General features: G+C 63.1%; 10 protein-coding genes. 7 read left to right on the top strand and 3 right to left on the bottom strand.

The genetic code is table 11. The features are described from left to right. Positions 1 to 31 precede the first annotated feature (31 nt). Together C2L65_RS39950 and C2L65_RS39945 are read right to left on the bottom strand one after the other, a co-directional pair. Positions 32 to 1,156 carry an alkene reductase gene (locus C2L65_RS39950; RefSeq protein ID WP_042305306.1) on the bottom strand — a complete coding sequence of 375 codons (1,125 nt, stop codon included), beginning with the start codon at positions 1,154 to 1,156 and terminating at the stop codon, positions 32 to 34. A gap of 155 nt (positions 1,157 to 1,311) precedes the next feature. Then, positions 1,312 to 2,862: a bifunctional AfsR/SARP family transcriptional regulator/alpha/beta hydrolase gene (locus tag C2L65_RS39945; RefSeq protein ID WP_042305305.1), complete on the bottom strand. Its 1,551-nt coding sequence runs from the start codon at positions 2,860 to 2,862 to the stop codon at positions 1,312 to 1,314. Positions 2,863 to 2,979: 117 nt separating this feature from the next. On the opposite strand from C2L65_RS39945, the gene C2L65_RS39940 reads away from it, so the two are divergent. After that, complete coding sequence (locus C2L65_RS39940; protein WP_042305304.1) at positions 2,980 to 4,362, top strand: FAD-dependent oxidoreductase; 1,383 nt, start codon at positions 2,980 to 2,982, stop codon at positions 4,360 to 4,362. Positions 4,363 to 4,651: 289 nt separating this feature from the next. Next, positions 4,652 to 7,390 (top strand): MGH1-like glycoside hydrolase domain-containing protein, encoded by a 2,739-nt coding sequence (locus C2L65_RS39935; protein ID WP_042305303.1) that lies wholly within the window; start codon positions 4,652 to 4,654, stop codon positions 7,388 to 7,390. A 54-nt stretch (positions 7,391 to 7,444) separates the two neighbouring features. On the opposite strand, the gene C2L65_RS39930 is transcribed toward C2L65_RS39935, so the two are convergent. Continuing rightward, entirely contained in the window at positions 7,445 to 8,338 is an 894-nt protein-coding gene (locus C2L65_RS39930; protein ID WP_042305372.1) for a LysR family transcriptional regulator, read from the bottom strand. Between the two features lie 147 nt (positions 8,339 to 8,485). Here C2L65_RS39930 and C2L65_RS39925 point away from each other — a divergent pair, with 147 nt between their 5' ends. The 5 genes from C2L65_RS39925 to C2L65_RS39905 all read left to right on the top strand — a co-directional run bounded on the left by C2L65_RS39925 (position 8,486) and on the right by C2L65_RS39905 (position 13,909). Beyond that, entirely contained in the window at positions 8,486 to 9,259 is a 774-nt protein-coding gene (locus C2L65_RS39925; RefSeq protein ID WP_042305302.1) for a glucose 1-dehydrogenase, read from the top strand. Positions 9,260 to 9,309: 50 nt separating this feature from the next. After that, on the top strand, positions 9,310 to 10,500 hold the full coding sequence (locus C2L65_RS39920; protein WP_042305301.1) for a beta-propeller fold lactonase family protein: 1,191 nt from the start codon (positions 9,310 to 9,312) through the stop codon (positions 10,498 to 10,500). A 32-nt stretch (positions 10,501 to 10,532) separates the two neighbouring features. Continuing rightward, positions 10,533 to 11,525, top strand: coding sequence for a 2-hydroxyacid dehydrogenase (locus C2L65_RS39915; RefSeq protein ID WP_042305300.1), 993 nt, complete (start codon positions 10,533 to 10,535; stop codon positions 11,523 to 11,525). Between the two features lie 7 nt (positions 11,526 to 11,532). Beyond that, positions 11,533 to 12,348, top strand: a complete 816-nt coding sequence (aroE, locus tag C2L65_RS39910) for a shikimate dehydrogenase (RefSeq protein WP_042305299.1) — start codon at positions 11,533 to 11,535, stop codon at positions 12,346 to 12,348. 127 nt (positions 12,349 to 12,475) lie between these two features. Then, entirely contained in the window at positions 12,476 to 13,909 is a 1,434-nt protein-coding gene (locus C2L65_RS39905; protein WP_081920777.1) for an MFS transporter, read from the top strand. The last annotated feature ends 4 nt before the right edge of the window (positions 13,910 to 13,913 follow it).

Here is a 13,913-nt window from a genome sequence, read left to right as displayed (position 1 = left end):
ATGTGCGAATGCGTCAGCGTGCGCGGGTTGCTCAGGCGTTCTCTTCGGTACTTTCCAACGCTTGCGACGCTTCATGCGTGAGGAAGTCCGAGTAATCCGCTTCCGTGCCGCCCCAGAACGCTGCGCGCACATACGGCGTGAGCGGCAGGTCATGCTTCAGGCGATACGGCAGATCGGGATTCGATGAGAAGTGGCGGCCGAACGCGACGAGATCGGCATCGCCCGATTCGACCGTCGCGATTGCGCTCGCACGATCGAACCCGCCCGCAGCGATGATCGGACCCGAGAAGTGCTTGCGCAGATACTTCGTCGCGACGAGGGGATGGTCGTGATGCAGCGTGTCGTCGCCTTTGACGCGCGGTTCGATCACGTGCAGATAGGCGATCTTGTACGAGTCGAGCAGCCGTGCCACGTAGCTGAACGTCGCTTCGGGATCGCTGTCGGAGATACCGCCCCATTCGCCCGAAGGCGAAATCCGTACGCCGACGCGCTCCGCGCCCCACACCGAGATCAGTGCTTCGAGCGTTTCGCGCAGGAAGCGCACGCGGGTTTCGATCGGACCGCCGTATGCGTCCTTCCGCTGGTTGGTGCCGTCCTGGATGAACTGGTCGACGAGATAGCCGTTCGCCGCGTGAAGTTCGACGCCGTCGAAGCCGGCATCCTTTGCGCGTTGCGCGGCGGCGCGGAAATCCTCGACGATCGCGGGAATTTCTTCGATGCGAAGCGCGCGATGCGGCGAGGCGGGGACGAAACCGTCTTTCGTGAGCGCCACGCCATCGAACGGCACGACGGAAGGCGCCACGGGATCTTCGCCGCCCGTCATCTCGACATGGCTTTGACGGCCGCCATGAATCAGTTGCAGGAACACGCGTCCGCCCTTTGTATGGACGGCTTTCGCGATGGCGCGCCAGCCTTCCATCTGGCCGTCGTGGTAGATGCTTGCCGCGCCGAGGTACGAGCGCGCCTGCACCGACACGCTCGCGGCTTCGACGATTTCCAGGCCGCCTTCCGATGCGCGCTGTCCGTAGAAGTCGGCCATCATCGGGCTGGGGATGTCGTCGGGTTGAATGGTGCGCAGACGGGTCATCGGCGCGAGGACCACGCGGTGTGAGAGTGTGTATGCACCTACCTGGATCGGATTGAAGAGCTTCGCCATGATGTTTCCTTGAATGGATTGGAGCATCGGGGGTCCGGTGCTCTCGCGATTGCGTTGATCCGCAATGTATCCATTCCGGTCGGGCGCGGGAACGGGCGGAAAGGGATAGGGGTTATTCCAGACTGGGATAGGTCGCTGAATCGAACGCCTGTCAGCTACTTGGCGAGACTGCCGACAAATCGCCCGATGTGGTTCAGGACGGGCTGCTGATCGCCGGCGAAGGCCCAGTGATCGGCGCCATCGAGTTCGATGAATCGCGCCTGCGCGATGTGACTGGCGAGATGCCGGCCGGCGCCGATGCGAACCGCGCGGTCGTCGTGACGATGCAGCACCAGGGTGGGCACGGAAACCCGGCCGAGGAGCTGCCGCACATCCATATCGCGCAACGCTTCGAGCACACCCTTGAGGGCTCCCGGGCTCGACGCGGCCCGCAGCAGGCCTGCCCACCAGGCTCTCGCCTGTGGATCGCCAGACAGGCTCGGCGCGAATGTTTCGATGCCTGCAGGTCCGCCCCAGACTGCAATGAGCTGCTGCAGCCACAAGTCATACTGACCAGCCTGAAGCGCATGGGGATAGTCGTGCGTTGCGGTCCCCTTCGCCAGTGAGGCGAACAGAATGAGACCAGCGACACGATCGGGGTGATCGACGGCAAATTTGATGCATGCCGGTCCGCCCTCGGACGCGCCGAACAGCACGACGCGGCGGCTGCGCGCGGCGTCGAGCACGGTGCCGATGTCCTGCGCGGTCGCGTCGACGCTGGGATTGAACCCGACCCGGTCGGAAAGCCCGATGCCGCGACGGTCGAGCAGGATCAGACGGCCCATCCCGGCGAGCGAGGACAGGAACGCCCGGCACCGGGGCTCCTCCCACACCCGTTCGACGTGAGACACGAAACCGGGCAGCAGCAGAACATCGATAGGACCGTCACCGTAGGTCTGGAACGCGAGATGGACGCCGCCTCCGCTGACGTAGCGCGTCGGCGGCGGTGTCTCGATGGGCAAGGTTGCGCCGGCATCCAGCAGCCCGCGAGTCTCGGGTTCGGGTGCCACATCGAACTCGTCGCGAAGTCGCTGCGTCAGGGCCTCAAGATGCCGCTGGGCCGTGGCCCGGTCTCCGGCGAGCAGAAGGTTGCGGATGAGGTGTCGCCCATACACTTCGCTGAGCGGATCGAGTTCAACGAGACGGCCGGCGTGCGCGGCCGCGGCCGCGTAGTCGCCGGCCGCATTCCTGTCGCGCACCACTCGTTCCAGCGCCTGGATTGCCCGGCCCCGCAGGGCCTCCCGGCGAAAAAAAGCCCACTCGTCGAACTGTGGGCAGTCGCCGGGGGAAAAACCCTCGAGAAAGTCGCCGGGATAATGGCGGCACGCCAGCTCGAACTCGCCGCGGTCGCAGGCTTGCTCGAACAGTTGGGAATCCACCTGCAATTCGATCGCTGCCGACCATCGAATGGTTGACCGATCGGTGGTGAGAACGTCGTCGCCGAGTGTGATCTGGAGGCGATGCAACAGACGCCGCAGCCGCGCCCGTACGACCTCTTCGGCGCCCTCCGGCCACAACATCGTAGCGACGGCATCGCGCCCGACGGGGCCCTTCGCTTCGGCCAGGTAGACCAGCAGCGCCACGCCTTTGCGCAAGGCCAGATGGCACAGCCGGCCGTCCTGACGGATCTCCGGAAATCCAAGCGTTCTCACGCTGAACAGAGCCATGGCGAGGCGGCCCTCGATGACGGCGTCCGGGGGACGCTCAGGGGACGAGGCAATCCTACCATTGCCTGCAAGCGATGGTCGCTGGACGCATTGCGATGGATTGAACGGAGGATTGCCATGAAGAAACTGGGTGAACATGCGATCGTGATCGGCGCCGGCATGGGTGGGCTTCTGGCCGCCCGGGTACTGTCGGATTTCTATACTGTCGTCACCGTGCTCGAACGCGATGCGTTTCCGGCACCAGATACGCCGCGCAAGGGCGTGCCGCAGGGTCGCCATACCCATGGGCTCCTTGCACGCGGCAGCGCGATACTCGAGGAATTCTTCCCTGGATACAACATGGAAGTCGTCGCGCAAAGCGGCGGCTTGATCGGCGATGTCGCCAACGATGTGATCTGGATTGGTCGCAACGTCAGGCTTGCTAACGGCACGAGTGACCTGACGGGGCTGCTTGCGAGCCGTCCCGTGCTCGAAGGCCATCTGCGGCGGCGGCTGCTGGGTTTGCCGAACGTGCGCACGTTAGAAAGCTGCGCTGTGCGAGGACTTGCCTCCGACCCCGTTCGCAGGAGCGTGACGGGTGTGCGTATGTGTGTCGAGGGCCAGCCGGAAGAGACCATCGACGCGGACCTTGTCGTCGATGCGACTGGCCGCGGCTCATCCAGTGCGGCGTGGCTTGAAGAACTCGGCTACCAACCTCCCGCCAATGAGAAGGTCGAGATCGGCATCAGCTACATGACCCGTTCCTATCGGCGCCGGTCGACTGATCTTGACGGCAAACAGGGTATCGTTGTCGCCGGTAGTGCGCCGAACTGGCGCAACGGCGTCATGCTCGCGCAGGAGGGCGACAGCTGGATCGTCAGTGCCGGCGGTTTTCTTGGCGACGACGCGCCCGACAACGACGATGGCTTTCTCGCCTATCTGGCGACACTGCCGACCATGGAAATTCACGACGTTGTCGCAAGAGCCGAACCGCTAGGTGAATTCAGGCGCTACCGCTACGCCTCCAGCCTGCGCCGGCGGTACGAGAAGCTTGCACGTTTCCCCGAGAATTACCTGGTTTTCGGTGACGCCATCTGCAGCTTCAATCCCGTCTACGGGCAGGGCATGACCGTCGCGGCAGAGGAAGCGCTGACGCTGCAGCAGTGCCTGCGCACGGGCTCGAACGATCTTGCGCGGCGATTCTTCAGGGCGGCCGCAAAGATCGTCGATATTCCGTGGGACATCGCGGTTGGCAACGACCTGCGCCATCCACACGTCAAAGGCGCGCGCCCGCCGATGTTGCGTTTCATCAACTGGTACATCGGCAAGCTTCACCTTGCCGCGACACGCGACAGCACGCTGGCGACTGCGTTTCTGAAGGTCGTCAACCTGATGATGCCGCCGTCGACGCTGCTCAGCCCTGCGATCGCCAGGCGGGTCTGGCAGGGCAACCGGAAGCCTGGGCTATCGGTTCCTTCACCTGCAATCGAAGCAGCGAGGCGCAATAGCGCATCGTCATGATCGGGCTTCGCGGTGTCGATCAGCGCAGCCGTCTGGCGCGCATTCCAACATCGTGTTGCCTTGCTTCGTGCTGGCTCCTACATTGTGAAAGTATCCACGGGACGCAGGTCGGCACCGTCGCGTGCTTCGAGAACAATTCAGCAATACCTCCAATACGTTCCGCGATCAAGAAGAACACAACGCGCGGAACACCACGCATGCCGATATGCCGCAGTTGCCTCAATCGCGCACGATGATGCGTCTTCGTGCATGTTGAGATCGAGTCCATGCGCCGTTATGGAGGCGAACCATGTGCCCTGCATTCGTCGATGTAGCCGAACAGAAGCGCCTGAACGACGCGCGCACCGCGCAAGTGCCATGGAAGAAGTGGGGGCCGTATCTCAGCGAGCGGCAGTGGGGGACGGTCCGCGAGGACTACAGCAATGACGGCGACGCCTGGAACTATTTCACTCACGACCATGCCCGCTCACGCGCCTACCGATGGGGAGAGGACGGGCTCGGCGGACTGTGCGACGACCGGCAGCAATTGTGCTTTGCCCTTGCACTGTGGAACGAGCGTGACCCGATTCTGAAGGAACGCCTCTTCGGCCTGACCAATAGCGAGGGCAATCATGGGGAGGACGTGAAGGAGTATTACTTCTACGTCGACAGCACGCCCACTCACTCGTACATGAAGTATCTGTACAAGTATCCGCAGCGGGAATACCCGTACCGGGATCTGGTCGAGACCAACCGGAAACGATCGCGGGGCGAACTCGAATACGAACTGCTCGATACCGGCGTGTTTAATGAAGACCGGTATTTCGACGTGTTTGTCGAATACGCGAAGGCGGGTCCGGAAGACATCTTCGTGCGCATTTCCGTACACAACCGGGCACGGGAAGAGGCACGGCTTCGGGTCCTGCCAACGCTATGGTTTCGCAATACCTGGTCGTGGGGCCACGACGATCGCAGGCCATCACTATGTGAAGCGGGTCCAGGCGTCATTCGTGCGACGCATCATGAGCTGGGCGAGTACCGGCTTTACTGCGACGGCGCGAGCGAACTGCTCTTCACGGAAAACGATAGCAACGCAGAGCGTCTGTGGAATCAACCCAACGCGTCACCCTATGTGAAGGACGCGTTCCACGCCTACGTCATCGCCGGGCAGCGCGAGGCTGTCAATCCCGCCAGGACGGGAACCAAGGCGGCGGCCCATTACGTGTGTGACGTACCCGGCGGCGGCAACGCGACTATCCGGTTGCGCATGACGGCAGTCGAGCAGGTCAATCCCTTCGACGACTTCGAGCAAACCTTCCATTCCCGCATTGCCGATGCGGATGCGTTCTACGAGCGCGTTGCCCCAAAGGCGCTGACCGAGGACAAGCGCCGGGTGCATCGTCAGGCTTTGGCGGGCATGCTGTGGAGCAAACAGTACTACTACTTCGATCTCGAACTGTGGCTGCGCGAGCACGGGAGTCATCCATTGCTCGAAGCCGCCCGGCGCGATGTGCGCAATATGGAGTGGTTCCACATGTTGAATGCCGACGTGATTTCCATGCCGGACAAGTGGGAGTACCCGTGGTACGCGGCCTGGGACCTGGCCTTTCATACGATCGCCCTGGCGCTCGTCGATTTCGATTTCGCCAAAGAGCAGTTACTGCTGATGCTGCGCACGCTGTATGTCCACCCGAGTGGCCAGATCCCAGCCTACGAGTGGAACTTCAGTGACGTCAATCCGCCCGTGCATGCCGCCGCCACGCTCTGGCTCTACAAGTATGAGAAAGCGCTGGGACGCGCTGATCCGCGTTTTCTTGAACGCTCGTTTCAGGGGTTGATGCTCAATTTCAACTGGTGGGTGAACCGTAAGGACCCTTCGGGCCGCAATGTCTTCGCCGGTGGCTTTCTGGGACTGGACAACATCGGCGTATTCGATCGCAGTGCGCAGCTTCCGACAGGCGGAACCCTTGAGCAGGCGGACGGAACAGCGTGGATGGCGTTTTATTGCCAGACCATGCTGGAGATGGCAATCATCCTGACTGAGTACGACCCGATATACGAGGAGATCGCCTTCAAGTTCGTCCAGCACTTCATGTGGATTGCCTATGCGATGGACCGGCGCGGCGAACATCCCGACGAGATGTGGGACGAGCAGGACGGATTTTTCTATGATCTGCTGCGTCTCCCGGACGGCCAGACCACGCGTCTGAAGGTGAGGTCGATGGTCGGGTTGCTGCCGCTGTGCGCGTCAACGGTTTTCGAAGCCGACACTGTCTCGCGCTGTCCGAAACTGCTGGAAATGGTCGCGCAATTTCGAAGCCGTTACCCGGAGCTGATTGCTCATGTGGCGCCGACCGATGCCGGCTTCATCGGCCATAAGGAGCGCAGGCTGCTGTCGATCCTGAACAAGCGGAAGCTCGAGCGCGTGCTCGGATACCTGCTCGACGAGAACGAATTCCTGGGGCCGCACGGCATTCGTTCGCTCTCTCGCTACCATCTCGACCATCCGTATGTACTGAATGTCGGCGGGGTGGATTACAAGGTGCAGTACCTGCCCGCTGAATCGAATACCGGGATGTTCGGCGGAAACTCCAACTGGCGCGGTCCGGTGTGGATGCCGGTGAATCTGCTGATCGTCAGGGCGCTGATGAATCTCTACGGCTTTTTTGGCGATGATTTCAAGGTTCAATGCCCGACAGGCTCGGGGCCGCACATGACGCTGTTTGAGGTGGCGCAAGAGATCGTCAACCGGTTGACGGGTACGTTTCTGCGTGACGCGGATGGACGGCGCCCCGTCTACGGCGGGACGGACAAGTTCCAGGACGACCCGCACTGGCGTGACCTGATCCTGTTCTACGAGTATTTCCACGGCGACAACGGTGCGGGGCTCGGTGCCAGTCACCAGACAGGCTGGACGGGTCTCGTCGCACCGCTGCTGGACCTGTTCGGGCGTATCGACGCTCAAACCGTTCTGGAAAGCGATCGCTGGCGCGTCATGGCCAGCGTCGTCGGGCAGCAAGTGTGGGGAGAACAGATGGACGGGAAGTGAGGGAGGAAAGGCCGCGCACTGAGCTTCATAGCAAGTGTGAAATGGCGGGGCCCATTATTTTTCCTGTGCGTTTCCGAAGCATTGCTGCATCACACCGAGAAGCGCCCGCTTGGCCGGATTATCGAGGTCGGTGTACGCGAGCCCGATGCCAGCCCGGTAACCGCCAAGTTCGAGCGGACGGGCTACGACTTTCGGCGGCAAGGCGATGGCCGCCTCGGCCGGGATCATGCCAATACCCATACCTGCCGCGACGAGCGCCAGCATGGTTGTAAATTCCCCCAGTTCCTGAGCGATATTGAGTTCCGCGCCCTCGCGTTTCAAGGCGACGAGCATCTCGTCGTGAAAGCCCGGCGCGTAACGCCGCGCAAGCACGAACGAAGGATAGTCCCGAAGATCCGCCGGCCGGATCAGCGCCTGGGCGGCTAGCGGATGGTCGTCAGGAAGCGCGACGACAAAGGGTTCCTCGAGTACGACGCAAACTTCAAGTCCCGCGCCCGCAACGGGCAGGCGTATCAGGCCGAAATCGAGCTTGTTGTCGTGAAGGGCGGCAACCTGATCCGGCGTCGGCATATCCTTCAACTCGAGCGTGATGAGCGGATAGCGCTCGTGCATGTTGCGAATGAGCGTCGGCAAGAGCTTCGGCAGCACCGACGACACGAAGGCGATCCGCAGCGTGCCGATTTCCCCGCGAGCCGACAGCCGCGCGGTTTGCTCCGCGCGCAATGCCTGATGCAGCGTGGCGCGAGCCTCGGGCAAAAACAGCGTGCCCGTTTCGCTCAATGCGACCTTGTGACGGTCGCGCTCCAGCAGCCGCACGTCGAGTTCATCTTCCAGCGCCTTGATCTGCATGCTCAGCGCAGACTGCACGATGCACAGCCGCTGCGCGGCTTTGCCGAAATGCAGTTCCTCAGCAAGTACGACGAATGCACGCAGATGCTTCAATTCCATGACCACTCCCGCTGACGGGCCGTTCGTCCCGTGTAATCACGAATCATGATAACAGCGTCATGAATGATCATTGGCGCAATCGCGGCAATTGGAATGAACTACGGATATCGGAGACAACACGGGCGCGCCTGGCGGGCGCCAGCAACCATGAACGACACATTGAAGCTCTTCAGCCTGAACGGACGGCGTGCGCTGATCACCGGCTCTGGGCGTGGCATCGGCCTCGCGCTGGCGCGCGGACTGGCAGGCGCGGGCGCGGCTGTCGTCATCAACGATCGCAACGAGCAGAAGGCGGCAGCCGTCGCGGCTCAACTGCGCGACGAAGGCCTCAACGCGGATATCGCGGTTTTTGATGTCACCGAACGCGCGGAAGTTTCCGCAGCGATCGATGCATTCGAGGCGCGCGTCGGCGCGATCGATATTCTCGTCAACAACGCGGGCATCCAGCGCAGGGCGCCGCTCGAAACCTTCAGCGCCGACGACTGGAACGACCTGATGCGCGTCAACCTGGACGGCGCGTTCCATGTATCGCAAGCCGTGGCGCGGCACATGTTGCCGCGTGGGCGCGGGAAGATCATCAACATCTGCTCGGTGCAGGGCGAACTGGCGCGGCCGGGCATCGCGCCCTACGCGGCCACCAAGGGCGCCATTCGCATGCTCACCAAGGGCATGTGCGCGGAATGGGCCAGTTCCGGCATTCAGGCCAATGCGCTCGCACCCGGCTACTTCGCGACCGATCTGAACCGCGCGCTCGTCGACGATCCCGATTTCTCCGACTGGCTTTGCAAGCGCACGCCGGCGGGGCGCTGGGGCCGAGTGGAAGAGCTATGCGGCGCTGCCGTGTTTCTGGCCTCGTCGGCTTCGGATTTCGTCAACGGGCAGACGCTGTTCGTCGATGGCGGCTTGACCAGCGTGGTCTGAGACCGGCGCGCACGCAGTATCACAACAAAGCCTGATAAGGAGACACCGACATGCGTTCACCCAATGCGAAACGGACCCGCTGCGCGCAAGCGCTTGCCAGTCTGACGATCGCCGTCATGGCCTGCACGTCGTACGGCGCCGACTGGATCGTCTCGGGCAACGACGGGAAATATCAGCGGGTCGAAGGGCGCGATACCTACCCTGACAATCCGAAACCCGACACGCTGACGCTGCTGGACGCGAGTCGCTTTCCACCGCAGGTCAAGCTGCAGGTGGAAGTCGAGAACGGCATTCAGGGGCCGCCGCAGGCCGTCGCGATCACGCCGGATGCAAACGTCGCCCTGGTCGGTGCGCCGACGCGCTACGACTACGCGGCCAAAAAACTGTTGATGGATTCGTTCGTCCAGGTCGTCGATTTGCAGGCTTCGCCGCCCGTCGTCGCCCGGCTCGACATCGGCAGCCATCCGCAAGGCATCGCCATCGACAGAAGCGGCCGCCTCGCGCTCGTCGCCTGCGTCGACGGTAGCGTGGCCGTGCTCGGTATCGACGGCAACCGCGTGACGCTTCAGGACACGCTGAAAATTGCACAGAAGCGGCTCTCCGGCGTGAGCTTCACGCACGACGGACGGCACGCATTGGTGGCGTTGCGCGACGAGCAGGGCGTGGCCGTCCTGAACGTTGACGAGGGTCGCGTGACGGATAGCGGTCTGCGCCTCGCGAGCGGCGTGGCGCCCTACACGATCGACGTATCGAGCGACGGCAAATGGGCCGTCGTCAGCGATGTCGGGCTGGCCGGGCTGCCGTCCTATGCGGGCAAGCTCGCAGGCGATGCCGATGCCGTGACGCTCATCGATGTATCGCGTGAGCCGTTTCGCGCGGTCCAGCAGATCACGGTGCCGTCTCTGCCCGAGGGCGTCGCGATCTCGCCCGACGGCAAGTGGATCGGCGTGCAGGCCATGGATGGCTCGAACCTGACGCCGGATAACCCTGGACGCCACGCGCGCGGCAAGGTGGTGCTCTTCGCGATTCGCGACGGTCAGGCGGTGAAGGTTTCCGAGGCGCCGGGCGGAGAGGCGGCGCAGGGCATCGTGTTCACCGCGGACAGCAAGTATCTGATCGTGCAGTTCAACGTCGAAAAGCAGCTTGCGTTCTTCGCCGTCAATGGCGGGCATCTGCGCGATACGGGGCAGAGGATCGCGTTGTCGGGCGGCCCTTCGTCGCTTCGCACCTTGCCGCGCTGAACATCAGCCCCAACAGAAAGAGGACAACGAGCATGTCAACGAACAGCACAGCACGCAGGAACGTCGTGGTCTTTCGCAAGATGCCAGACGATCTGCTCGGGCGAATCCGGACCTTGCACGACGTGACGGTCGCCGATCCAAGACGCGCCGATGAACTGCCGCGCTTTCGCGAGGCGCTGCACGACGCTGACGGCCTGATCGGTTCGAGCTTCCGACTGGACGCTGAAGTACTGGCACGCTCGCCGCGTCTGCAGGTGATCTCGAGCATTTCAGTCGGCGTCGACAACTACGACCTCGCGTATCTGAAGCAACGTGGCATCACCCTGTGTCACACACCTGGCGTGCTGACGGAGACCACGGCGGACACCGTATTCGCATTGATCATCGCCGCGTCGCGGCGTCTGGTCGAACTGTCGAACCATGTGCGCGACGGCCAATGGACGCGCAACATCGGCGAAGACCTGTTCGGCTGGGACGTGCATGGCAAGACGCTCGGCGTGCTGGGCTTCGGCCGCATCGGGCAGGCGGTGGCGAGGCGCGCGGCGCTCGGGTTTGGCATGCCCGTGGTGTTCCACGATCCATTCGACGTGCAGGTGCCCGCATCGCTCGCCGGACACGCGGTGCGCGCATCGTTCGATGAAGTGCTGGCGCGCGCGGACATCGTTGCGTTGACGCTGCCGCTTTCCGACGAAACACGCGGCTTGATGGACGCAAAAGCGTTTGCGTCGATGAAGGCGGGTGCGATCTTCGTGAACGGCTCGCGTGGCGCGATCGTGCGCGAGGACGCTCTCGTTGACGCGCTCGATAGTGGCCACTTGCGTGCTGCCGCTCTCGACGTGTTCGCCGTCGAACCGCTCGAGCAGGATTCGCCGCTGCGTACGCATCCGAAAGTCACGCCGTTTCCGCACATCGGCTCGGCGACACACGAGACGCGGCGCGCGATGGCCGAACTTGCGACCGACAACCTGCTGCGCGTGCTCGATGGTGACGCGGCCATCTCCGCATTCGATCTCTCCAAAGCATAAAGTGACCATGCCCCATTCCATCCCATCGCTGTGCGGCTCGCTTGCGGGCCAGCCGTTCACGTTCAACGTCAAGGTACACAACGCGGCCTACCGGGCGCTCGGCGTGGACTACACGTTCGTCAGCTTCGGCGTAGAGGATGCCGCGGGCGCGATCGATGCGATGCGCACGCTCGGCATCCGTGGACTGAACGTGACGATGCCGCACAAGCAGGCCGTCATTGCCCACCTCGACGCACTCGACGAAACCGCGCGCGAAATCGGCGCGGTCAATACGATCCAGAATCGCGACGGGCATCTCACGGGCTACAACACCGACTGCGCGGGCGCCGTGCGTGCGCTCGAAGAGGTGACGCCACTTGCGGGGCAGCGCATCGCTTTGCTCGGCGCAGGCGGCGCGGCACGCGCGATTGCGTGGGGCGTGCGGCGCGCGGGCGGCCACGTGACCGTGTTCAATCGCACCGCGTCGCGCGGGCAGGATCTCGCGCGTGATTTTGACCTCGCTTTCGGTGGCGATCTCGGCGACTTCGATCCTCAAGCATTCGATGGCGTCGTGAACGCGACGGCTGCGGGTTTCCGCGCGCCGGACGTCAATCCGTTACGCGACGAGCAACTGGCGCCGCATCTGTTCGTGATGGATGCGGCCTTCATTCCCGTGCGCACGAAGCTGATCCGCGATGCTGCTGCGTTGGGATGCCGCGTGATCGATGGCACCCGCATGCTGCTGCATCAGTTTTGCGGACAGGTCGAACTTTACACAGGCAAAGCGGCGCCCATCGATGTGATGAGCGCGGCTTTGCTCGACGAGATCGCGCGGGTCGGCTAGGGCGGCGCGCGGGTCGAACGGGCAACACGAAGGGCAACACGAAGGGCAACGCAGCCAGCTCCGGCATCTCGCGCCAAGACGAGGACGGGCCGATCGCAACGCAATCGCAGGAACCGGAGGAGACATCATGAAGCACCAGCCAACCATCGCGGCCGCCGAAGGCGGCATCGCGAACAACGCCAGCACTACCCGCAACGAGGTCACGACCGCTGATCTCTATCGCGCCGCATGGGCCGCATCGCTCGGTAGCGCACTCGAGTACTACGACTTCGCGCTGTATAACCTCGCGTCGGCGCTGATTTTCGGGCCGCTGTTCTTCCCATCGAGCGATCCCGCCATGGGACTGATCGCGAGCTTTGGCGCGTACTTTCTCGGTTTCGCGATCCGGCCCGTGGGCGGCATCGTCTTCGGTACGCTCGGCGACCGGTATGGACGCAAATTCGTCCTGATGGCGACGATCCTGCTGATGGGGATCGCAAGCACGCTGATCGGCCTGCTGCCCACCTACGCGAGCGCCGGCATCTGGGCGCCCATCCTGCTGGTCGGCTGCCGATTGCTGCAGGGACTCGGAGCGGGCGCGGAGCAGGCGGGAGCCGCCGTACTGATGGCTGAATATGCGCCTGCCAAACGTCGTGGATACTTCGCCGCGTTGCCATTCATGGGCGTGTTGCTCGGGACAGTGATGGCGGCTGCGATCTACTTCGCACTGGTGCGTGTCGAGGACATCTCGCAAAGCTGGCTCTGGCGCGTGCCGTTCCTGCTGAGCGTCGTCATCATCGCCGTGGCGATCTGGATTCGCCTGAAGCTCAAGGAGTCGCCCTCCTTCGCCAAGCTCGAAGCGCGTCAACAGGTCAACGATAGTCCGTTGAAGCACCTCATCCGGCATTCGAAGCCGACGCTGCTGAAAGTCATCGGCATGCGCATGGCGGAGAACGGTGGTTCGTCGATCTATCAGTCGCTCGCCATCAGTTACATGGTGACCGCGACGGGCCTCAAAGGGCCGATCGGCCCGATTGCGCTACTGCTTGCCGGCGTGTCGGGGGCAGTCATCATTCCGATGACGGGCATGCTGAGCGACCGGTTCGGCCGCGTTCCCGTCTACCGTGCCTTTGCCCTGTATCAACTCCTGCTGGCCTATCCCACCTGGTGGGTGCTGAGCCAGGGCAATGCGGCGGCGAGCATCGCCATGCTGTGCGTCGCGCTGGCCGGCGTTTGGGGCATGTTCGCCACACAAGGCGCGCTGCTTCCTGAACTCTTCGGTGCGCAACATCGCTACGCGGGTGTCGCGGTGGGCCGTGAGGTATCAGCCGTCATCGCTGGCGGTGTGGCACCGCTCATCGGCGCATCGATCATCGCCTGGGCAACTGCGCACTGGGGCGGTGCGGAAGGCAGGGTCATGGCGTGGATTCCGCTTGCGACGTACGTCGCGATCCTGAGTTTGATCGGCGTGGTGACGACCTTCTATACGCCTGAGACGCGCGGCCGTGATCTCGATGATCTACGTGACGCAGCAGAGGATCCCGTAGCCTTGAGTGGGGAACGCGCGGCTAGACCCTCGTAGTTGT

Origin of the sequence: Paraburkholderia terrae, from assembly GCF_002902925.1 — a bacterium.
Lineage (GTDB): Bacteria > Pseudomonadota > Gammaproteobacteria > Burkholderiales > Burkholderiaceae > Paraburkholderia > Paraburkholderia terrae.
Note: the sequence above shows the minus strand (reverse complement) of the source record. Positions and strands in the feature narration are given on the sequence as shown.